Below are 21,012 nucleotides of genomic sequence, written 5' to 3'. Positions count from 1 at the left end.
GGTCCTTCTGTCGCGGCGAGTTGAGGCGGCGAGCCCTTTGTGCCGGAGCGGGCCTTTGCTGCGGGTGTTCCCACGCGGCAGCGGGCTTCTGGAGATCCTGCTGCGGGCGCGGGTTTGGGCCCGCAGCCGTCCAGCTGCGGGCCTTCGCCGTGTTCACGCCGCGAAAGGCAGCGGCTCGTGCAGGTTGTTACGCCGAGGTTTTCGGCGCCTGTCCAAGAACAGCGGCGGTAGAAACTCCGGGAGACCGTCGGCGGCGATACGGACCTCCCAGCCCGAACGATGAAGCAACCGATGATGATGGGCGCACATCAACACCAGATTGCCGAGGTTGGTAGGCCCACCCTCGGCCCAGTGGCGGATGTGATGCCCCTGGCAATGCCGCGGCGGGCGATGACAACCGGGGAACGCGCAGCCGCGGTCCCGCAGGAACAGGGCGCGGCGGAGACCGGCGGAGATCAGGCGGCGGAGGCGACCGAGGTTCAGCGGTTCGCTCTTCTCACCCAGGACCGCCGGGATGACCATCGCGTCGCACGCGTGGACCCGCGCTTCAGCGGCCGTGATCCGGCCTGTGTCGCCCAGCGTGGCCGCCCCAATGCCGGTTTTGAGGTCGGCGAGGGACACCGCGACCATCACGTGAGCGCGTTCCCCCGCCTGCACGGGCAGGTCCGGGGAGTTCAGGGCCAGGTCGACCGCGTCGGAGAACGCGTCGCCGTAGCGTTCCCGCGGCGACCGCAGATCCGGGCCCTCCTCGGTGGTGCGGCGCTGAGCCAACGCGTCGAGCAGGGCGCTGGCCCGGGTGCCGGTCTCGTCGTCGAACCGGCCGTGCACCTCCCACACCCCCGTTCGCTTCCGCCGCAGGGAGAGTTCCCGGGTGGGGGTGGCAGGGTCGGCGGTGTCGGGTTCCGGGCCGTCGGGGTTCAAGTGGGCCACGATCCGCGCACCCAGGGCAGCGACCTGCCCGTGACCGGCCTCGGCAGCGAACCTCAGCAGATCCGCCTCGGCGCCAGCACGGTGCTCGGGTGGGATGTCGGTCAGGGACCCGACGATCACATCGATCATCGAGTTGCTCAACCGCCCGGAGCGAGCGGCCACGCCGGTGGCGGGAGCCAGGGCGGGGATCGGGGTGCCGTCCAGGGCACGACCAGGGTTAAGGGCACGGGCGCGGGTCACCACCCGCTCCGCTGCCGCCTTCGGAATGTCGGCCAGATGCTCCAGCAAACGCGCGGCGGAACGGTAGCCGAAGAGTTCCATCACCCCACGGTGCTCGATCTCCACCAGCAGAGCCCCCAGGGAGGCTTCCGCAGTCCGGATGGTCGCGAGCAGCTCACCGACACGGTCGGCCAGCGCCACCGCCTCAGCTTCCTGCATCACGTTTCGAGCCATGCCACCAGAATACCGCCCACCCGAACACCTGTTCATCACACGAACGGGTGCAACCCGCTGAGCCCGGCAAAAGCAACCACAGGGAGCGCCGACTTCCCACGCCACGACGAAGCCGTATCAGTAACCCAAAGGAAAGCCAGAACTAACGCGACCACGACTCCAGAGCGATCAACGTCTTGGTCCCCGTGACCTGATGATGCCGCCGGATCTCATCGATCGTCTTCTGCAGATGGGCCATGTCGCGCACCCTCAGCCACACCAACGCATCCGGGTCACCCGCAATCGTGAACACCGCCTGGGCCTCCGGCATCCGCGTCGTCGTCCGGAGGATCTCCGCCACCTTCGTGTTGCCCACGAACCTCAGCTCCGTGAACGCCTCGATCCCCCACCCCAGCTTCGCGTGATCGACCTGGACCGTGAACCCCGTGATCACCCCGCTCTCCCGCAGCCGGTCGATGCGCCGCTTGACCGCCGCCGTCGACAGGGTTACGCGGTCGGCTATGTCGGACAGCGTCCTGCGGGCGTCCTCGCGCAGGAGGCCGAGGATCTCGTGGTCGGTTGCGTCGAGCAGCTCTTCGGGCATGCACGCGAGGTTACACGCAAAAATCGATACCCGAAGCACGAAAAACGCACCGAACTTTGCGCGAGAGACACCAAAACAACCATGCCTGTTGCGTGCCTGTGGTCCACATCGCACCCTCCCCCGAAGCAACGGAGCAACGGAGCAACAACAAGGCGAAGGGAGCCCCGCCGTGGAGACGTTCACGCTGGAGGACCGCTATCTGCGGGAGGCGGGAACCGTGCACCTGACCGGGGTGCAGGCCCTCGTCCGGCTGCTGTTCGACCGCGTCCGCCACGACCGCTCGCTCGGCGGGGACCCCGCCGTCTTCGTCTCCGGCTACGAGGGCTCGCCGCTGGCCGGTTACGACCTCGAACTCGGGCGCCGTGCCACGTTGCTCGACAAGCACGGCGTCGTGCACCGGCCCGGGCTCAACGAAGAGCTCGCCGCGACCTCCGTCATGGGCAGCCAGCTCGCCGCCGCCGCCGGGGGGCGCACCGGCGTCACCGGTTTCTGGTACGGCAAGGCGCCCGGTCTCGACCGGGCCTCCGACGCCCTCCGGCACGCCAACCTGGCCGGCACCGATCCGCTCGGGGGCGCCGTCGCCCTGGTCGGCGACGATCCCAACGCCAAGTCCTCCACCGTCCCGTGCGCCTCCGAACTCGCGCTGGCCGACCTCGCGATCCCGGTGCTCTTCCCCGCCGACGCCCAGGACGTGCTCGACCTCGGGATGCACGCCGTCGAGCTGTCGCGGGCCAGCGGGCTGTGGACGTCGCTGAAGATCGTCGCCAACGTCGCCGACGCCTCCGGCACCGCCACGGTGAGTCCACAGTGGAGCAAACCGGAAATCGGCGGAGGATACCGCCACCGGCCGACGTCACGGCTGCTCGGCGCGAGCCTCGCCGAGCTGGAACGCAGCCTGTTCACCGTCCGGCTCCCGCTGGCCTTGGAGTACCTGCGCGCCAGCGGAATCAACCGGATCACCGCGCGCGGCCCGGCCGACCGGATCGGCATCGTCGCCGCCGGGAAGTCCTATCTGGACCTCCGGCAGGCCATGCGCATCCTGGACCTGAAGAACGTCCGCGTGCTCAAGCTCGGCGCGATCCACCCCCTCGAACCGGCGATCGTCCGCGAGTTCGCCGACGGCCTCGACGACATCATCGTCGTCGAGGAGAAACGCGCGTTCGTCGAAACCGCGCTCAAGGAGATCCTGTACGGCGTCCCCGGCGCGCCGCGGATCGTCGGCAAGAAGGACCACCGGGGCCGGACGCTGTTCACCGAGCTCGGCGAGCTGGACCCGGACGGCATCGCCGCCGGCCTGGCCCGGGTGCTGCCCGAGGGCATCCCGTCGGTCGACGCCTACCGGGACCGGCGCCGCCGTGAGCGCATCGCCGTCCCGCTGCTCGCGCGGACGCCGTACTTCTGCTCGGGCTGCCCGCACAACTCGTCGACGAAGGTGCCGGAAGGGACGCTCGTCGGCGGCGGCATCGGCTGCCACACCATGGCCCTGTTCATGGCACCCGACCAGGTCGGGACCGTCCTCGGCGTGACGCAGATGGGCGGCGAGGGCACCCAGTGGATCGGGATGGCGCCGTTCGTCGAGGCCGGGCACTTCGTCCAGAACATCGGCGACGGCACGTTCACCCACTCCGGCAGCCTCGCCGTACGCGCGGCGGTCGCGGCCGGGGTGAACATCACCTACAAGCTGCTCTACAACTCCGCCGTGGCGATGACCGGCGGCCAGGACGCCGTCGGCGGGCTGCCCGTCGAGAAGGTCGCCCAGCTGCTGCTCCTCGAAGGCGCGAAGCGGGTCGTGATCACCAGCGACGCGCCGGCGAAGCACCGGAAGCTGCCGCCCGGTGTCGAGGTCCGCGACCGCGCGGAAATCGTCCGCACGCAGGAGGAGCTGGCGGCGGTCAAGGGCGTCACCGTGCTGATCCACGAGCAGGAGTGCGCGGCCGAGAAGCGCCGGAAACGCCGTCGCGGCAAGCAAACCGCGCCCGTCACGCGGGTGGTCGTCAACGAGCGCGTCTGCGAAGGCTGCGGCGACTGCGGGACGAAGTCCAACTGCCTGTCCGTGCAGCCGGTGGCGACCGAGTTCGGCCGCAAGACCACCATCCACCAGTCGTCGTGCAACGTCGACTACTCCTGCCTGGCCGGGGACTGCCCGTCGTTCGTCACCGTGGTGCCCACCGGCCGCAAGCGCCGCCGGAAGACCGCCGAGCTGGCCGCCGACGCGGTCGAGGCGCCGAAAACGCCCGCGCAGAAGGACTTCACCGTCCGCATCACCGGGATCGGCGGCACCGGCGTCGTCACCGTGACGCAGATCCTGGCCACGGCGGCGGTGCTCGACGGCCGGCACGTCCGCACGGTCGACCAGACCGGGCTCGCCCAGAAGGGCGGCGCGGTCGTCTCCGACCTCAAGGTGACGGCGGAGCCGGTCGAGCAGGCCCCGAAGCTCGCCGACGGCGAATGCGACCTCTACCTCGCCTGCGACGCGCTCGTCGGCGCGGACGCGGCGAACCTCGGCGTCGCCGACCCGGCCCGCACGACCGCCGTCGTCTCCACGACCGAGGTGCCGACCGGCCGGATGGTCGTCGACACGACGGTGTCCTTCCCGGACGCCGGCAGCGTGCTCGCGCCCCTCGAAGCCGCGGCGAAGCGCACGGTATCGCTGGACGCGCGCGGCCTGGCCGAGGAGCTGTTCGACGACGACCAGTTCGCCAACGTGCTGCAGCTCGGCGCGGCTTTCCAGACCGGCGCGATCCCGCTGCCCGCGGCGGTGATCGAACGCGCCATCGAGCTGAACGGCACCCGGGTCGCGGCGAACCTGCAGGCGTTCCGCCACGGCCGGCGGCTCGTGGCCGAGCCCCCGGCGGAAGCCGCGAAGCCCACGACGGCGAAACCGCACGCGATGCAGGGCCTGGTGCACGCCGAGCCCGGCTCGGAGCTGGCGCGGCTGCTCGACATCCGGATCCCCGACCTGGTCGCCTACCAGGACCGGGCCTACGCCCGCGCGTACGCGGAGTTCGTCGAGCGGGTGCGGGTGCTGGAGGACGGCCCGACGGAGATCACCGAGGCCGTCGCGAAGCACCTGTACAAGCTGATGGCGTACAAGGACGAGTACGAGGTCGCGCGGCTGTCGCTGGACCCCGCGTTCACCGGCGGCCTCGAGGACCGGTTCGGGGCCGGCACGAAGTACGCCTACCGGCTGCACCCGCCGGTGCTGCGGGCGCTCGGGATGAAGCGCAAGATCGCCCTCGGCCCGTGGTTCCGCCCGGCGTTCCGGCTGCTGCACGCCCTGCGGCGCCTTCGCGGGACCCGGTTCGACCCGTTCGGGCGCGCCGAGGTGCGCCGGGTCGAGCGCGAGCTGATCGAGGACTACCGCAGCGTCGTCCTGCGGGCGTTGCGCGCCGGGGACGCCGGCCGGGCGCGGGCCCTGGCCGAGCTGCCCGACCTCGTGCGCGGCTACGAGGACGTCAAGCTGGCCAGCGTGGCCCGGTACCGCGAACGGCAGGCCGAGGTCCTCACGCCCGCAGGTAGCTGAGCATCGCGCCGTCGGGGACGCGCAGCTTCGTGCTGACGTCCCCGGCGTGCTGCCGGGCCGCGGCGGTGCCGATGCCGAGCAGCCTGCCGATCGTGGGCACCGAGTGGCCTTCGGCCAGCAACGCCACGACCTCGCGCTCGCGCTCGGTCAGCGTCGCCACGGGGTCGCCGGGCCGGGGCCGGGCCAGCTGGACCGCCACGACGTCGCGGTCCAGGACCGTGCCGCCGGCGGCGACGCGGCGCAGGGCGTCGAGGAACTCGCCGGGCTTGCCGACGCGCTCCTTGAGCAGGTACCCGGCCCCGCCGCCGGCCGCGGCCAGGAGGTCACCCGCGTAACCGTCCTCGACGAACGCCGAAAGCGCGAGGATCGCCAGCCCCGGCGCGCGGCGGCGGGCTTCGAGGGCGGCACGGAGCCCTTCGTCGGTGAACGTCGGTGGCAGCCGGACGTCGACCACGGCCAGGTCCGGCGCCTCGGCCTCGACCGAGGCCACCAGGTCGCCGGGGTGGTCGACGGCGGCGGCGACCTCGAAACCCTCGCTGCGCAGGAGCAGCACCAGCCCTTCCCGCAGCAGGGCGTCGTCTTCCGCGATCACGATCCGCACGGCGGCAGCCTCCTCGCGTCCACGTCACCCCCTGCCTGGATGCACGGACGCGCGGGTGGAAGCGGTTCAGCCCTGGCCGGACCAGCCGCTCAGCCGGGTCAGGAGGCGCTCCAGCACCTCGGGATCCGCGGCCACCGGGTCGCCGGAGACGGGCTCGTCGACCAGTGTCCGGCGGTCCTGGCGCCGCGGCAGGCGCACTTGGCGCGCGGTCATCCCGCCCGGGAGGGGCAGTTCGCACCAGGTGGTGCGGCCGCCGCCGTCGGCGGGGGCGACGCCCAGCCGCTCGCCGAGCCGGGCCTGGGGTTCCGGCCGGCCGGGGATGTCGTCGTCGACCTCGATCGAGAGCACCTCGGCGCGCAGCCGCAGCCGCAGCGTGACGAAGGCCGGCGCCTTCGGGTCACTGGCCTCGACCACGGCCTCGACCAGCCGTCTGGCGGTGGCGGTCACCTGCTCCAGCATGGGCATCAGGGACCAGTCGGTGAGAATCAGGCGGACGAACAGCTCGGTGACCGGCAGCGCGCTGGGCTGCGCGACGAGCCGGATGTCGTCCATCTGGGAGGTGTGCGCGCTCAAACCTGACCTTCCTCGCCCAGGTGCGGCTGGCTGCCGCAGTCTGCCAGTCCGCCCGCCGCGGCACGGTACCGCCCGCGCCGGGCGTTGCTACCGTCGGGGCCATGGGTGAGCTGGTCGAGGACGAGTCGGTGCGCGCCGAGCGGCTGCTGGACGCGCAGGCGAAGGCCGTGGAGCTGTTCGAGGCGGTCGTCGACCGCGGCATCCTGGCGCCCGGCGTCCGGGAGACCGAGGCCAGTGCCGCGATCCGCGACCTGGCCGGCGAGCTGTTCGGCATCCGCCGGTACTGGCACAAGCGGATCGTCCGGGCGGGGGTCAACACGCTGCAGCCGTACCGGGAGAACCCGCCGGACCGGGTCCTCGCCGAAGACGACATCGTGTTCGCCGACTTCGGCCCGATCTTCGAGGAGTTCGAAGCGGACTTCGGCCGGACGTACGTGCTCGGCGACGACCCGGTCAAGCACCGGCTGCGCGACACCCTGCCGGGGGTGTTCGACGCCGGCCGCGCGTACTTCGCCGCGCGGCCGGACATCACGGGTGCCGAGCTGTACGCGCACATGGTGGAGCTGGCGCGGGAGGCGGGCTGGGAGTTCGGCGGCACCATCGCGGGCCACCTGGTCGGCCAGTTCCCGCACGAGACGATCGACGGCGACCGGCTCGAGTCCTACATCGCGCCGGGGAGCGACTACCCGATGCGGCGGCCGGACCGCAACGGGCAGACGTCGCACTGGATCCTCGAGGTGCACCTCGTGGACCGCGAGCGGGGCATCGGCGGGTTCCTGGAGCAGCTGCTGACCCTCGGGCCGGCCGCCGGCTCCTGAGGGGTCAGACGCGGGCCGCGGCCCACAGCTCGTCGACGGCGCGTTCCGCCGCCGCGAGGCTCTCGTCGGCGAGCGGGATGAGCTCCGCGAGCGCCGGGCGGACCGGCGCCAGGGTGAGTTCGGCCGTGATGAACCGCGGCTCGAGCCCGGTCAGCGAGACGCCGTGGGTCAGCCACTGCTGGGCGTGGTCCCAGCCTTCGCGGGGCGTGCCTTCGCCGTAGCCGCCCCCGCGGCTGGCCAGCACGACGAACTCGCGGCCGCCGAGCAGGCCGGCGGACGTCTCGGCGTCGAAGGAAAGGCCCGGGGCGATGAGGTGGTCGACCCACGTCTTGACGCTGCTCGGCGGGCCGAAGTTGTACAGCGGCAGGCCCAGCAGCACGGTGTCGGCCGCCTTCACCTCGTCGACGACCGCGACGATCCGCGCCCACGCCGCCGCCTGCTCCGGCGTGTGCTGCTCGGGCGGCAGCACGCCGGCCAGGGCGGTGGCCGTGTCGACGTGCGGGAGCGGGTCCGCGCCCAGGTCGCGGTGGGTGACGGTGCCGTCGGGGTGGGCGGCCCGCCACGCGGCGGCGGCCCGCGCGCTCAGGCGGCGGCTCACCGAGCGCTCGCCCTGGATGCTCGAGTCGATGTGGAGGAGATGCGCCATGTTGTTAGCCGTCCATAGATCGTTGGTGTAAGACAAACCATTCATAGCACATCGAGCATCGCCCGGCCCATATACTGGGCGCATGTCTTCGCTGCCGGTCGTCAACCAGCCGCCCCACCGGTGCGGCGCGTTGATCGACTACGTCGCGCGCCGGCTGCGGCTGCGCACCGAGACGGTGCTGGCGCCGCTCGGCATCCGGCCGCGGCACCTCATCGCCCTGACGGTCCTGCGCGACCGCGGCGGCATCTCGCAGCAGGACCTGGCGAAGATCCTCGAAATGGACGGCACGAACGTCGTCGGCCTGCTGAACGACCTGGAGGCGGAGAACCTCGTCGAGCGGCGCCGCTCGGCGACCGACCGCCGCCGCCACGTCGTCGAACTCACCGACGTCGGCGCGAAGCTGCTCGCGCGCGCCGAGTTCGCGCTCGCCGCGGTCGAGGACGAGGTGTTCAGCGACCTCGGCGACGACCAGCGCGAGACGCTTTACGAGCTCCTGCAGCAGGCGACCAAGAGCGCGACGGAAGGCTGCCGGGAACCCGGTCCCTGCTAGCCGGCCGCGAGGATCGCCTCGAGCCCGGACGCCTGCGTGCGCCAGTCCGTCACGTTCGGCGTGCCGCCGGTCCAGCGCTGGCCGATCCGGTTGAGCGCGTCCCGGTCGCCCGCCCACAGCGCGTCGGCCTGCTTCCGCGCGAACGCGCGGTAGGTCGCCGAGCCCGTCGCGGCGGCGAGGTCACCGAAGTACCGCATGAAGATGCCCTTGAACTGCTTCTGGTTGTCGTCGCAGGAACCCGTGCCGGTGTCGCAGGACTCGACGAGCACGCCGTTCGCCGTGAGCCGTGCCATCGCCGCGTCCGCAAGGCGGTTCGCTGCGTCCAAATAGGACTGGACACCGGTGGCGCGCCACAGTTCCAGCAGCCCGCCGACACCGAGGCCCTGGTTGTACGTCCAGACGGTCTGGCCGTTGTTGGCGCACGCCGCCGTCAAGCCGTCGTTCACCAGGCCGGCGGCGTTGATCAGGCCGCTGTTCAGGTACCAGTCGCCGGCCGTGCGGGCTCGCGCGCCCCAGACCGTGTCGCCGGCGATCCGCCGGTGCAGGGACGCGGTCAGCCGCAGGTAGAGCCCCGACGTGACGGCGTTCTTGTACGTGCGCTCGCGGTTCCACCAGACCCCGCCGCCGCAGGTACCGGGGTCCCAGAAACCGTGGACGTAGTCCGCGATCGTCGTCGCCTCGGCGAGGTAACGCGGGTCGCCGGTGCGGTCGTAGGCGGCGATCCAGGCCAGGCCCCACCAGGCGCTGTCGTCGATGGCGCGGCTGCGGAAGTCGCCGTCGATCGGGTCGGAACTCCGTGCGCCGGCAGGGAAAGCGCCGCGGTTGACGTCGAAGGTGCGGGCCAGCACCGCGTCGGCCCCACCCGCGTCGGCGACCGCGGTGACCGCGACGGCGGAGTTCCACCAGCTCGACGGCCACCACGCGGTGTAGGGGTCGTAGGACCACATCAGGGCGTCGAGTGCCCCGGCGGCGCGGGTCGTCGCCGGCCGGGCCCAGGCCGTGCAGCTGCCCTGCGCGTGGGTGGCTTCGCGGCCGCACGCCCGTACTGCGCCGCCGAAGAGCCGTCCGCGGGGGTCGCGGGTGGCGAACGCCGTCGTGCGGGTGCCGGTGGGCACGCTGGTCCGGCCGAGTGACGAGCCGTCCGGCCAGCTCGCGCCGGCGTCCCAGGACCGGTCGAGCCAGACCTCGTCCCCGGTCCCGCCGCCCTCGATGCCGGCCCAGGCCAGGCCGCGGCCGTCGAAGTGCAGCCGGATGGTGCGGCCGAAGAGCGTGGTGGGTGCGACCGGCTGGCTGTCCCCCGCCGCCGGGGCACTGCGGTCGCACGCGGTGTCGCAGACGTCGGGGTGGATCCACGCCGTGCAGCCGACGGCCTGCGCGTCCCCGCAGGCCCGGACGAGCCCGCGGCGGTGGTGGACGGGATCGGTGAGGTTGTACATGAGCGTGCGGGTGCCGGTCCAGGTGCCGGGGATGCTCGCCTTGCCGAGCAGCCCGTCCCAGGTGGCGCCGCCGTCCCAGGAGCGGTCGAGCCAGACGGCGTCGCCCGGGACGCCCTGGTCGATGGAGGCCCAGGCCATGCCGTCCGGGTCGTCGGCGTGCAGCCTGAGGACGCGGCCGTTGATCACCTTGTCGGGCAGGGGAAAGGTTTCGCGCACGGCTTGCGACGGGTCCCGGGTGTCGCAGTAGGTGACGCAAACGGCCGCGGCGGCCGCGGCGGGGACCGGGGTGCCGAGCACGAGCAGCAGTACGAGCAATGTCCGCATCGACATCCCTCTCCACGCGCGGGGTTGCGTCCCAGGATAGGAAGCCACGGCGCGGTTTCGAAGGATTCTGTCCGGTTGTCGCGCGTTCCGGACAACGGTTGGCTCAGTCCGGCGGGAACAGCCGCGGCATGAACGCCAGCATCAACGCCGACCACACCACGTGCGTGAGCAGCGGTGCCTGCACCCCGCCCGACCGCCCCCGCTGCCACGCGAACAACGTCCCCATCACCGCCGACGCCAGGACCAGCGCCGGGTTCCGCGTCGCCGTCGTCGACAGCACGTACGCCGCCGTCGCTCCGCGGAAGCCGAGGGCGTCGTACAGCGTCCCGCGGAAGAACACCTCCTCCGCCGCGCCCGTCACCAATGCCGTGACCGCCACCGACGAGGTCGTCCCCCGGTGGGCGTGGTCGAGCACGCCGGTGATCGCGCGGCGCAGCACCGGGATGCGGCGGGCCACCAGCGCACACCCGTAGAACGCCGCGAACGCGCCCGCGCCCACCGCCACCGGCTGCACGACGTCCCGGCTGCCCCGCGGCACCGGGCCGGCCGCGCCGGCCCCGGCGAGCCAGGTCGCCGCCACCGAGGCCGTCAGGACGTGGAACCGGCGGGATCCCGGCCGGCTGGCCAGCGACGCGCCCAGGAGCCCGGATCCGGCGGCCGTCAGCGCGGCGAGGGCCGCCTTCACACGGTCCGCCGGCTCTTCGCCCGCTCGCCCAGAGCCTGCAGGACCGCTTCGTCGTAGCCCATCGGCTCGAACTCGACGATCCGGCGGATCGCGTCGTCGCGGACCACGACCTCGTTGGTCATCGAATCGATCAGCGCCCGGCCCGTCGGCACGTCGATGTCCGTGACCAGCGACAGCCAGTACGACGACAGGCGCGGGGACAGCAGCGGGACCGGCAGGATCAGCAGCGGCCGGCCCTCGATCGACGCGACCCGCTGCAGCATGTCGCGGTAGGCCAGCACCTCCGGCCCGCCGATGTCGAACGTCCGGCCGGCCGCCTCCGGGTGGTCGAGCACGCCCACCAGGTAGCGGACGACGTCGGCGATCGCGATCGGCTGGGTGCGGGTGCCGACCCAGCGCGGGGTCACCATGGCCGGCAGGTGCTCCACCAGCTGGCGGGTCAGCTCCCACGACGTGCCGCCGTGCCCGATCACGATCCCGGCGCGCAGCACCGTCACCGGCACGCCGGTTTCCCCCAGCAGCCGCTCGACCTCGCGGCGGCTGGCCAGGTGGGCCGACAGGGAATCGTCGTCGTCCCCGAGGCCGCCGAGGTAGACGATCCGCCGCAGGCCCGCGTCGGCCGCGGCCCGGGCGAACGCCCGCGCGGCGTCGGCGTCACGGCGCTTGAAGTCCGCACTGTCGAGTGAATGCACGAGGTAGTACGCGGCATCGGCGCCCTTGAGCGCGTCACGCAGGGAACCGACGTCGGCGACGTCACCGCGGACGGCCTTCCCGGCACCGCGGTACTTCGCGGGGTGGCGGGTCATCGCCAGGACCTCGTGCCCGGCCGCCTCCAGCTCCGGGCACAACCGGCTGCCGACGAACCCCGACGCTCCGGCCACCAGCACCCGCATGCCCGCGACGTTAGCCGGGACGGCCTTCGCGCGCAGATCTTGCGCTGCCGGCGAAACACACCGCGGCGACCACCCCGGCGCAGCCGGCCAGCTGCGCCCACCCGGGCGTCTCCCCCAGCAGGGCGATGCCCAGCAGCACCGCGCCGACCGGCTGCAGCAGCATCAGCGTCGACCCGGTGGTGGCCGACATCCGCGGCAGCGCGGCGGAGATCAGCAGCCAGCCCGCCAGCTGGCCGATCCCGGCGAGCGCGGCCAGCCAGCCGATCGCGGGCCAGCCGGGGGTCAGGTCGAGCGTGCCGGTCGGGAGGCCGAGCACCACGGCGACCGCGCCCGCGGACACCGTCGCGAGCACCAGCGAGTGCGCCTGCGAGCCGGTGCCGCCGGTGAGCCGGATGAGGAACAGGTAGAGGGCGTACCCGGCGCCCGCGAGCAGGGCGGCGACGGCCCCGGTCACCGGATCGGGGCCGAACGAGCCGGTGCCGGCGAACCCGCCGGCCAGCACGATGCCGCCGAGGAGCACCGGCGCCGCGGCGAGGAACCGCTTCGACGGCCGCTCGGCCAGGAACGCGAACGCCAGCAGCGGCACGATCACCACCTGCACGGCGAGCAGGACCGTGGCGATGCCGGCGCCGACCCGCGGGATCGCTTCGCCCCAGAGCACGAAGTCCAGGCCGAGGCCGGTGCCGGCCAGCAGCGGGAGGAGCACCCGGCGGCGCGGGGCCGGGCCCGCCTGCCGCCGTTCGCGCCGGGCCAGCAGGAGCAGCACCGGCAGGGCCAGCAGGCAGCGCCAGAACGCGCTGGTGCTGCCGCTCGCGTGCGAGAGCTTGATGAAGACCGACGACAACGCGATGCAGAAGCTGCCGAGCGCGGCGAGCAGCCGCGGGTCGAGGCGGCGGGTGAGCGTCCGGGCGGGCCGGGAGGCGGTCGTGGTCACGTCTCCAGCGTGCGGGCGACGACTGTCAAGGACAAGCGAATGTTTCTGCGGGGATTCCGGTAGCATCACTACCGTGTTCGGATTGGAGCGGATGCGGGCGCTGCACGCCGTCGCCAGCCAGGGCTCGGTCGCCGCGGCGGCCGCGTCCCTGCACGTGACGCCCTCGGGCGTGTCGCAGCAGCTGGCGAAACTGGAACGCGAAGCGGGTCAGCCGCTGCTGGAGCCGCGCGGCCGCGGCGTGCGGCTGACGAAGGCAGGCCAGGTGCTGGCCGGGCACGCCGAGCGGATCCTCGCGCAGGTCGCCGAGGCCAAGGCGGACCTGGAGCTGCTGCGCGAGGACGTCATCGGGCCGCTGCGGATCGGCGCGATCGGGACGACCGTGCACGCGCTGCTGCCGCCCGCGCTGGCCACCCTCGCCGCGCAGCACCCGCGGCTCGAGGTGACGCTGCACGAGGGCGAAGCCGAGGAGACGATACCCCGGGTGCTTTCCGGCGATCTCGACGTCGCGGTGCTGGAGAGCTGGAACGACCGCCCGACCGTGATCCCGCCGTCGACGGCGAGCGTCGCGCTGTTCGCCGACGTCGCGGACCTCGCGCTGCCCGCCGGACACCGGCTGGCCCACCGCAAGACGGTCGACCTGTCCGAAGTGGACGATCTGCCGTGGATCGGCTGGACCGCCGGCTCCGGCTGCCACGAGTGGCTGGTGCAGGTGCTGCGCAAGCAGGGGCTGGACCCCCGGATCAGCTGCGCGGTCGGTGGCTACCCGACGCAGCTGGCCCTGGTGGCGGGCAACGTCGGCGCGGCGCTGGTCCCCCGCCTGGCCCGCGACCGCCTCCCGGACGGTGTGCGCATCCTGACCACGCGGCCCGCCCTGACGCGGACGATCTTCGCGATCAGCCGGGCGGGCGAGGAGGACACCGGCGCGGTGCGGGCCTGCCTGGACGCGCTGCGCGCGGCCTCGACCCGGTTCGAAGGGGCCGTCCGCGCGGTCAGCTGAGGTCGCGGATCGCCCGCACCACGGCGTCCTCGCGCTGGATGTGCAGGAACTGGTGCGCGGCGTCGTCGAGCACCCGGTGCTCGCCGCGCGGGACCGCGGCCGCGATCGACGCGTGCAGGTCGCGGATCCCGCTTTGGGCCGCCGCGATGAGCTCTTCGGAACCGAACTGCGACCAGTACGGGTTGCGGCCCATCGCCGTCAGCACGATCAGCGGGACGTCCGGGAGCGCGCCACCGGCCCGCAGTTCGGCGTGGACGTCGTCCTCGTTCGCCGTCTCGCCGAGCACCGTCCGCCAGGTCGTCAGGTGGTGCTCGACCAGCGGTTCCCGCACGTCGGAGGGCCACTTCGCGAACAGTTCGGCGTACTGCGCCCGCGCGGTCCGGAGCTGGTCCTCGGTCAGGTCCGGCAACTCGGCCGCGGCCTGCTTCATCCGTTCGTTCAGCTCGGCCGCTTCCGCCGGCAGGTGGGCGAAGAGGTCCTCGTGCCCGGGATCCAGCAGGAGCAACCCGGCGACGTCGGCCGGGAACAGCTGGGTGAACCGCCGGGCGTAGGCCGCGCCGAGGGAGTGCGCGGCGAGCACGTACGGCCCTTCGACGCCGGCGGCACGCAGGAGCTCCCGCAGCTCAGTCGCCACTTCGGCCGCGGTGCGCGGCAACGCCACCGGATCGCTCCAGCCCGTGCCGGCGCGGTCGTAGAGCACGCTCGTCGTGAACTCCGCGGCCGCGGTGTGGACGTTCAGGTAGTCCAGGCCGACGAGCCCGGCTCCCGGCAGCAGCACGACGGGCGGGCCGCCGGTGCCCGCGCGGTCCAGCAGCAGCTTGCGGCCGGCGACGTCGTAGGTCCGGCCGCGCGGCGGTTCGGTGACGGGCATGGTTCCCTCCAGGTCTGCATTCTCAACTTTGCGAACGGTATCACGCATGCGAACATAAGACCCGTGGATTCCCTGAACCTGCTGGTGCACCCGGTGCGGCTGCGGATCGTGCACGCGATGGCGGGTGGCCGCACGCGCACGACGTCCGAGCTGTGCGAACGCCTCCCGGACGTCTCGAAGGCGACCGTCTACCGGCACGTCGGCGTGCTCGCCGACGGCGGGATCCTCGAGGTCGAGGGCGAGCAGCGGGTACACGGCGCCGTGGAGCGGCGCTACCGGCTGCGCCGCGAACGCGCGGTGGTCGACGAAGCCACCGCGGCGTCGGTGTCCAAAGAGGACCACCGGCACGTGTTCGCGACCGCGGTGGCCGCGCTCATCGCGGAGTTCAACGCCTACCTCGACCGCGAAGACGCCGACCCGGCCGCCGACCTCGTCGGCTACCGGCAGCACGCGCTGTGGCTCAGCCGCGCCGAGCTGGCCGACATGATCGGCGAGCTGCGGGAGGTCATCGTGCGGCGGATGGGCCACGAACCCGCCCCGGACCGCGTCCGCTACCTGCTGAGCCCCATCCAGTTCCCGGCCGCCGGACCGGCTACCGCGGACTGAGCCGGGCGACCATCTCAGCCACCAGCTTCCCCGGCCGCCGGTGGTGCACCACGAAGACGTCCCGCGCCGGCCGCGCGTCCGCCGCGTCACGCACCTCGACCCGCTCCGACGCCACCCGTTCCAGCACGCTCTCCGGCACGAAAGCCACGCCCAGCCCGGCCTCCACCAGCGCCAGGATCACCTGGTAGTCCCGCGTCTCGTAGGCCACCCGCAACCGGATGCCGGCCGCGTCGGCGAGCTGCTCCAGGCAGGCGCGGTTGGGCACGCCCGGGCCGCCGGAGATCCAGTCCTCCCCGGCCAGCGCCCGCAGGGTGAGCCCGCGGGCACCCGCCTTCGCGTGCCCCTTCGGCAGGATCAACCGGAACCGTTCCGAGCGCAGCAGCGTCCGCTGCAGGCCGCGCGGGTCGGGCAGCGGCGCGCCGGGGTAGCGGTGGGTGATCAGCAGGTCGAGGTCGCGCGAGCTGACCAGGCCGTAGCCCTCGGGCGGCTCCAGGTCCAGCAGCCGCAGCGCCACGCCGGGGTGGTCACGGCGGAACCCGGCGAGCGCGGCGGGCACCAGGGTCGCGCCCGCGCTCGCGAACGTGCCGACGGTGAGCTCCTCGTCGAGGCGGGCGCGCACCGTCCGCTCGGCCGCGCGCAGCTCCCCGACGATCGCCTCGGCGTGGACGAGCAGGTCCTCCCCCGCCGGCGTGAGCGTGACGCCGCGCGGGTGGCGGTGCAGCAGCCGGGCGCCGACGTCGCGTTCCAGCTTCGCCAGCTGTTGCGAAACGGCGGACGGCGTGAAGGAAAGCCGCTGGGCGGCCGCGGCGATCGAGCCGGCGTGCGCGACCTCGGCCAGCACGGCGAGGCGGTGGGCGTCGAGCACGGAGATCTCCTGCCGTAAGCGTCGCTAACGTCAGCATAGGAGACGTCGCTGGTGCTTACGGCGGCCCGCGCGCATGCTGGAGGCATGATCAGCACCGCGGACGTGGCCCGGGCGGCCGCGCGCATCGAGGGCCGGGTCCGCCGGACGCCGGTGTTCGCCGGCGACGGCGTGTGGTTCAAGCTGGAACAGCTGCAGCACACCGGGTCGTTCAAGGCCCGGGGCGCCTTCAACCGGATCCTCGCCGCCGGCGCGCGGACCGGGGTCGTGACCGCCTCGGGTGGCAACGCCGGGCTCGCCGTCGCCCACGCCGCCCGCGAGTTCGGCCTGCCGGCGCGGGTCTACGTCCCGGCGACCGCCCCCGCGGTGAAGGTCGCGAAGCTGTGGCAGCTCGGTGCGGCCGTGGAGCTGGTGGGCGAAAAGTACGCCGACGCCTACGACGCGGCCGTGAAAGCCGCCGCGGACTCCGGTGCGCTCTTCTGCCACGCCTACGACCAGCCCGACATCTGCGCCGGGCAGGGCACGCTCGGCCTCGAACTGCTGGCGCAGGCGGGCGGCCTGGACACGATCCTCGTCGCGGTCGGCGGCGGCGGGCTGCTGGCCGGCGTCGCCGCCGCGGCCGAGGGCCGGGCGCGGGTGGTCGGCGTCGAGCCGCGCACGATCCCGACGCTGCATTCGGCGCTGGCCGCGGGTGCGCCGGTGACGGTCGAGGTGTCCGGCGTCGCCGCCGACTCACTGGGCGCATCGCGGCTCGGCGACATCGCCTTCGCGGTCGCCACCCGCACGGACGCGGCCTCGGTGCTGGTGGACGACAGCGCGATCCTCGAAGCCAGGGCGGTGCTGTGGGACCGCTACCGCCTCGCCGTCGAACCCGGTGGCGCGACGGCGTTCGCCGCCCTGCTCTCGGGCGCCTACCAGCCCGCGCCGGGCGAACGGGTCGCCGTCGTGCTCTGCGGCGCCAACACCGACCCCGCGTCGCTCACTTCCCCGACAGCCGCGCCACCACCGGGGCGAACTCCTCGAGAAACGCGCCGTTGACGCTGAAGTAGGACACGCCCTGCTCCTCGCGACGGCGTTCCAGCTCCGCGGCCATGGCGTCGACGTCGCCGCGGAGCAGGCCGAGGGAGTCGTGCTCGATCAGCGTTTCGGCGTCGACGCCGATGAAGCCGCGGATCCACGGCGGCACCTGCTCGCCGACGACCCAGATGTTCATCGCGAGTTCGAGCTCGCGGTCACCGGCGGCGGCCCGGATCTCCTCGACGTGGCCGGACATCTCCTCGCGGGTGGTCAGCACGCCGCCGGCGAGGGTGACGATGTCGGCCTTCAGCCCGGCGAGGCGGCGCACCTTCGGCCCGCCCGCGGCGATCATCACCGGCGTGTGCGCGTCGCCGTCGAGCCGGCGGACGTGGTCGATCGTCTCGGAGATCGAGTCGAGCCGATCCTGCCCGGAACCGTAGGGCAGCCCGAGTTCCCCGGCCTGCTGCCGCATTTCCGGCCGTCCGGTGCCGAGGCCCAGCTCGAACCGCCCGTTCGTGACGACGCTCAGGCTGCGCGCCTCCCAGGCCGCCGCCCGCGCGGTGCGCAGCGGGCTGGCCAGGACGAACGAGCCGACGCGCAGCTCGGTGGTCACCGCCGCGGCAGCCGCGAGCGCGGCGGTGGGTGTCGGCAGGTTCAGGTTGTCCGGGCACAGCAGCGTCGAATAGCCGAGCTCCTCGGCCCGGCGGGCGGTCGCGAGCCATTTCGCGCCGCCCTCGGTCGCGCCCGCGACCACGCCGAACCGGAACGCCTTCTGCGGCATCGGAGTACCCCCAAGTCGTCGGTCCTCCGATCAAACCACCGGTGCGCCCGGCCGTGCCACCACGGCCGGGCGCGCCCCCGGCGTCAGCCGCGCTGGTACTCCTCCCACGTCACCTTCGTGACCTGCGGGCCGTCGTCGGCGCCGCGGCCGGCCAGGCCGTTCATGCCCAGGTAGTAGTCGCCGGTCTGGTGCTGGGCGCCCGAGGACAGGTCCGGGTCGGAGATCGCCATCGCGTGGATGTGGTAGTCGAAGCCCTGCGCCGGCGTGCGGTACCAGGCCGCGAAGCCGACGTTGCGCAGCGCCTTCAGCAGGGTGGTGCGGTTGGCCGCCGACATGCCGGACACCGAGATGTCCATCGCGCCGCCGCCGTCGTGCGTCCCGGCCGAGGCGTCGACGCCACCGGGGTTGTACGAACCCTGCGTCAAGGTGACCTGGAAGCCCGCCTTGCCTTCGGCGGCCACGAGCATCGCCTTGGTGCGGGTGTTGAGGGTCTTGCCGTGGTAGGTCACCTGGCTGCCGGCGGAAACCGCGTTGGTGACCGTGTACCGGCCTTCGCCCAGCTTCTCCAGCGACGTCTTGCCCGGCAGGCCGGACGCGTCGATCCCGGTGTACCCCAGCGACTTCTGGTACTGCGAGTACGCCGAGATCGTGGTGGTGCCGAAGTACCCGTCGACGTACTGGCTGTCGAGCAGCCCCTTCGCCTGCAGCGCCTGCTCGACGAGCAGGACGCTGTCGTGGGCACCCGGGGTCTGGGTGTCGTCGGCGCGGCGCGGGTCGATCTGGGCCGCCTTCAGCACGGCCTCCATGTTGGCTCCCGGCAGCGCCGTCGTGGCCGCGGTCTCGGCCTGGGCCGGTGCGGCCACGGCGAGCGTCGCGGCGGTGAGCGCCGTGAGTACGGCGGCCTTCGTGAACATCCTTGTCCTCCAGGGGTCGGAATCGGTACGGCCAGAAGGATCACCGAACCGGATACAAGGGACGTACAAACCGGACGCCCGCCGTCCTATACGTTAGGGGGGTACCGTACTTTCGCGTCTCACAGCGAGTAATCCATGCCACATCCGTTCGCGTTCCCACTGGTCCAGGCGGGGTGCCGAGCGTCACGGAGAGTTTCGAAGGGACCCCGCCCTGGACGCTGCCGTGCTCGTTTCGTAACCTGTTCGAGATCTCGCGGCCCCCGGTCGTCAGGAGACGGCGACGCGAGATCGCCGCCGATACCCCCCTGCCGGGTACCGGAACCCTCCGCGCGCTCTTCCTGTTGGGGTCGAGCACGCGCCGGACACGGGCGAGGCCCCCGACTCGCCTCCCCGGTGCCCGCCGGCGGCCGATCAGCAAAGGAGACCCGCGCGAGAATGCGTTCGCATCCCGTCAAGCGCGTGGTGTCAGGTGCCCTCGCCGCGGCCTCGGTGATCACCGTCGTCACCATGGCCCAGCCGGCGGCCACCGCCGCCCCCATCCCCGCCCTCCAGGCGCCCCCGCCCGCCGGGTCGGACGCCCTCGCCAAGTACCGCGACCTCGCGGCGCAGGCGGAAAAGCTCAACGAGGACCTGCTCCGGGCCCAGGACGACCTGACCGCCAAGCAGGGCCAGCTCGACAAGGCCAACGCCGACGTCACCGCGGCCGAGAACGCCGGCGCACAGGCCGTCGACGCGAAGCGGAAGTACCAGTCCGAAGTGGACAAGTTCGCCGGTGCCTCGTTCACCAGCGGCGTCCAGATGAACAAGCTGTCGGCACTGCTCGCCGGAACGTCCACTCAGGACTTCCTGGACCGCTCGGCGGCGCTCGAGGTGATCGCGACCGACAAGAACGCCGCGATGGGCAACCTCTCCGGCGCCGCGGACAAGGCCACGACGGCGGAGAAGGCGGCCGCCGACGCGGCGAAGGGGGCGCAGGACGCACGTGACGCGGCGGCGAAGCTGGCGTCGGACATCGAGGCCAAGAAGAAGGACCTGCAGGGTCAGATCGACCAGATCGAGGCGCAGAGCCGGAACCTCAGCAGCGCCGACAAGGCCGCCCAGAAGGACACCGGCGGCGCCGCGCCGAACGTCAAGGCGCCCACCGCGGCGGCGCAGGCGGCGGTCAACGCGGCGCTGAGCAAGCTCGGCAGCGCGTACGTCTGGGGCGCCACCGGGCCGAGCACGTTCGACTGCTCGGGCCTCATGCAGTGGGCGTACAAGCAGGCGGGCATCAGCCTGCCGCGGACGTCCTCGGCGCAGGCCGGCTTCGGCACCCCGGTTTCGCGCAGCCAGCTGCAGCCGGGCGACCTGGTCGCCTACTACTCCCCGGTGTCCCACATCGGGATGTACATCGGCGACGGCAAGATGGTGCACGCGCCGACGAGCGGCGACGTCGTCAAGATCTCGCCGCTGATGAGCGAGTACGCGGGAGCCACGCGCCCCACGGCGTGAGTCCGGCCGGTGCCCCGGTCCGCGAGTGTGTAGAAATCGCGGAACGGGGCACTTTCCGCGCATGGACGAGAACCCTGACGCCGCCACCGTCGAAGCCGTCGGCAAGGTCACCGAGGCGCTCGAGACGATCGAGCGCGCCCGCGGGCACCTCTACTCGTTCCACCAGCTGACCGGGAGCGCGGACCTGGCCCTCGGCGAAGCCGTGGAACAGCTCGAGAAGGCCGGCCACCCAGGCTGGGCGCGGCGGATCTCCGAGGAGCTGATCGGGCTCAACGTGCTCCCCGATCGGTGGACGTTCCAGGTCGTCGAGGAGTACGACGACGGGTACTACCGGGCCTGCCGCGACCTCGAGCGCGAGGTGCTCACCTCCCTCACGGGAGGCCGCCGCCACCTGCACGAACAGCAGATGAAGGACGACCGCCGCACGCACGGCCGGCCGGGCCACGAGGCAGGCCCCCCGAGCACGCCCCCGGCCGGCTCGTGAGCGGCGGATGTCGGACCCCTGCGCTAGAGTCGGACGCAGG

The 21,012-nt window shown here is 72.8% G+C and carries 21 protein-coding genes; 8 read left to right on the top strand and 13 right to left on the bottom strand.

The annotated features are described in order from the left end of the window. Nucleotides 1-153: 153 nt before the first annotated feature. Both ABZW17_RS19555 and ABZW17_RS19550 read right to left on the bottom strand, forming a co-directional pair. On the bottom strand, nucleotides 154-1,383 hold the full coding sequence (locus ABZW17_RS19555) for a DUF222 domain-containing protein (RefSeq protein ID WP_354815560.1): 1,230 nt from the start codon (nucleotides 1,381-1,383) through the stop codon (nucleotides 154-156). A gap of 142 nt (nucleotides 1,384-1,525) precedes the next feature. Continuing rightward, the gene (locus ABZW17_RS19550) at nucleotides 1,526-1,966 is read right to left on the bottom strand and encodes an Lrp/AsnC family transcriptional regulator (protein ID WP_354815557.1); all 441 of its coding nucleotides are present in this window, start codon (nucleotides 1,964-1,966) and stop codon (nucleotides 1,526-1,528) included. Nucleotides 1,967-2,135: 169 nt separating this feature from the next. On the opposite strand from ABZW17_RS19550, the gene ABZW17_RS19545 reads away from it, so the two are divergent. Further along, complete coding sequence (locus ABZW17_RS19545) at nucleotides 2,136-5,489, top strand: indolepyruvate ferredoxin oxidoreductase family protein (protein WP_354815554.1); 3,354 nt, start codon at nucleotides 2,136-2,138, stop codon at nucleotides 5,487-5,489. Here ABZW17_RS19545 and ABZW17_RS19540 read toward each other — a convergent pair. After that, nucleotides 5,470-6,090: a response regulator gene (locus tag ABZW17_RS19540; RefSeq protein WP_354815551.1), complete on the bottom strand. Its 621-nt coding sequence runs from the start codon at nucleotides 6,088-6,090 to the stop codon at nucleotides 5,470-5,472. The two genes, ABZW17_RS19545 and ABZW17_RS19540, sit on opposite strands and share 20 nt — an antisense overlap. A gap of 66 nt (nucleotides 6,091-6,156) precedes the next feature. Then, on the bottom strand, nucleotides 6,157-6,663 hold the full coding sequence (locus tag ABZW17_RS19535) for an ATP-binding protein (protein WP_354815548.1): 507 nt from the start codon (nucleotides 6,661-6,663) through the stop codon (nucleotides 6,157-6,159). Between the two features lie 101 nt (nucleotides 6,664-6,764). Here ABZW17_RS19535 and ABZW17_RS19530 point away from each other — a divergent pair, with 101 nt between their 5' ends. Beyond that, nucleotides 6,765-7,481 (top strand): M24 family metallopeptidase, encoded by a 717-nt coding sequence (locus ABZW17_RS19530; RefSeq protein ID WP_354815545.1) that lies wholly within the window; start codon nucleotides 6,765-6,767, stop codon nucleotides 7,479-7,481. 4 nt (nucleotides 7,482-7,485) lie between these two features. On the opposite strand, the gene ABZW17_RS19525 is transcribed toward ABZW17_RS19530, so the two are convergent. Next, entirely contained in the window at nucleotides 7,486-8,127 is a 642-nt protein-coding gene (locus ABZW17_RS19525) for an NAD(P)H-dependent oxidoreductase (RefSeq protein WP_354815542.1), read from the bottom strand. An 82-nt stretch (nucleotides 8,128-8,209) separates the two neighbouring features. Here ABZW17_RS19525 and ABZW17_RS19520 point away from each other — a divergent pair, with 82 nt between their 5' ends. Beyond that, on the top strand, nucleotides 8,210-8,677 hold the full coding sequence (locus ABZW17_RS19520; protein WP_354815538.1) for a MarR family winged helix-turn-helix transcriptional regulator: 468 nt from the start codon (nucleotides 8,210-8,212) through the stop codon (nucleotides 8,675-8,677). Here the strand turns inward: ABZW17_RS19520 and ABZW17_RS19515 are convergent. The 4 genes from ABZW17_RS19515 to ABZW17_RS19500 all read right to left on the bottom strand — a co-directional run bounded on the left by ABZW17_RS19515 (nucleotide 8,674) and on the right by ABZW17_RS19500 (nucleotide 12,949). After that, complete coding sequence (locus ABZW17_RS19515) at nucleotides 8,674-10,437, bottom strand: glycoside hydrolase family 76 protein (protein ID WP_354815535.1); 1,764 nt, start codon at nucleotides 10,435-10,437, stop codon at nucleotides 8,674-8,676. The genes ABZW17_RS19520 and ABZW17_RS19515 overlap by 4 nt on opposite strands. Nucleotides 10,438-10,540: 103 nt before the next feature. Beyond that, nucleotides 10,541-11,122: a CPBP family intramembrane glutamic endopeptidase gene (locus tag ABZW17_RS19510; protein ID WP_354815532.1), complete on the bottom strand. Its 582-nt coding sequence runs from the start codon at nucleotides 11,120-11,122 to the stop codon at nucleotides 10,541-10,543. Beyond that, on the bottom strand, nucleotides 11,119-12,015 hold the full coding sequence (locus ABZW17_RS19505) for an NAD(P)H-binding protein (protein WP_354815529.1): 897 nt from the start codon (nucleotides 12,013-12,015) through the stop codon (nucleotides 11,119-11,121). The genes ABZW17_RS19510 and ABZW17_RS19505 overlap by 4 nt, the downstream gene beginning before the upstream one ends. Nucleotides 12,016-12,025: 10 nt before the next feature. Next, nucleotides 12,026-12,949: a DMT family transporter gene (locus ABZW17_RS19500; protein ID WP_354815526.1), complete on the bottom strand. Its 924-nt coding sequence runs from the start codon at nucleotides 12,947-12,949 to the stop codon at nucleotides 12,026-12,028. A 73-nt stretch (nucleotides 12,950-13,022) separates the two neighbouring features. Between ABZW17_RS19500 and ABZW17_RS19495 the strand changes: the two genes are divergently transcribed. Further along, complete coding sequence (locus tag ABZW17_RS19495; protein ID WP_354815523.1) at nucleotides 13,023-13,946, top strand: LysR substrate-binding domain-containing protein; 924 nt, start codon at nucleotides 13,023-13,025, stop codon at nucleotides 13,944-13,946. On the opposite strand, the gene ABZW17_RS19490 is transcribed toward ABZW17_RS19495, so the two are convergent. Then, a complete protein-coding gene (locus tag ABZW17_RS19490; protein ID WP_354815520.1) occupies nucleotides 13,939-14,817 on the bottom strand; it encodes an alpha/beta hydrolase in 879 nt (292 codons plus the stop codon). The genes ABZW17_RS19495 and ABZW17_RS19490 overlap by 8 nt on opposite strands. Nucleotides 14,818-14,880: 63 nt before the next feature. On the opposite strand from ABZW17_RS19490, the gene ABZW17_RS19485 reads away from it, so the two are divergent. Then, entirely contained in the window at nucleotides 14,881-15,423 is a 543-nt protein-coding gene (locus ABZW17_RS19485; protein WP_354815517.1) for a helix-turn-helix domain-containing protein, read from the top strand. Here the strand turns inward: ABZW17_RS19485 and ABZW17_RS19480 are convergent. Beyond that, the gene (locus ABZW17_RS19480; protein WP_354815514.1) at nucleotides 15,410-16,288 is read right to left on the bottom strand and encodes a LysR substrate-binding domain-containing protein; all 879 of its coding nucleotides are present in this window, start codon (nucleotides 16,286-16,288) and stop codon (nucleotides 15,410-15,412) included. The genes ABZW17_RS19485 and ABZW17_RS19480 overlap by 14 nt on opposite strands. Nucleotides 16,289-16,372: 84 nt before the next feature. Between ABZW17_RS19480 and ABZW17_RS19475 the strand changes: the two genes are divergently transcribed. Next, entirely contained in the window at nucleotides 16,373-17,323 is a 951-nt protein-coding gene (locus tag ABZW17_RS19475) for a threonine/serine dehydratase (RefSeq protein WP_354815511.1), read from the top strand. On the opposite strand, the gene ABZW17_RS19470 is transcribed toward ABZW17_RS19475, so the two are convergent. Next, the gene (locus ABZW17_RS19470; RefSeq protein ID WP_354815508.1) at nucleotides 17,265-18,083 is read right to left on the bottom strand and encodes an LLM class flavin-dependent oxidoreductase; all 819 of its coding nucleotides are present in this window, start codon (nucleotides 18,081-18,083) and stop codon (nucleotides 17,265-17,267) included. The genes ABZW17_RS19475 and ABZW17_RS19470 overlap by 59 nt on opposite strands. A gap of 83 nt (nucleotides 18,084-18,166) precedes the next feature. Continuing rightward, nucleotides 18,167-18,997: a peptidoglycan-binding protein gene (locus ABZW17_RS19465; RefSeq protein ID WP_354815505.1), complete on the bottom strand. Its 831-nt coding sequence runs from the start codon at nucleotides 18,995-18,997 to the stop codon at nucleotides 18,167-18,169. Nucleotides 18,998-19,432: 435 nt separating this feature from the next. Between ABZW17_RS19465 and ABZW17_RS19460 the strand changes: the two genes are divergently transcribed. Continuing rightward, on the top strand, nucleotides 19,433-20,488 hold the full coding sequence (locus ABZW17_RS19460) for a C40 family peptidase (RefSeq protein ID WP_354815502.1): 1,056 nt from the start codon (nucleotides 19,433-19,435) through the stop codon (nucleotides 20,486-20,488). A gap of 61 nt (nucleotides 20,489-20,549) precedes the next feature. Then, nucleotides 20,550-20,972, top strand: coding sequence for a hypothetical protein (locus ABZW17_RS19455; RefSeq protein ID WP_354815499.1), 423 nt, complete (start codon nucleotides 20,550-20,552; stop codon nucleotides 20,970-20,972). Nucleotides 20,973-21,012: the final 40 nt, after the last annotated feature.

This window comes from Amycolatopsis sp. NPDC004625 (genome assembly GCF_040609695.1).
GTDB lineage: Bacteria > Actinomycetota > Actinomycetes > Mycobacteriales > Pseudonocardiaceae > Amycolatopsis.
The sequence above is the reverse complement of the archived record's forward strand: the minus strand, read 5'-3'. Positions and strand labels throughout refer to the sequence as shown.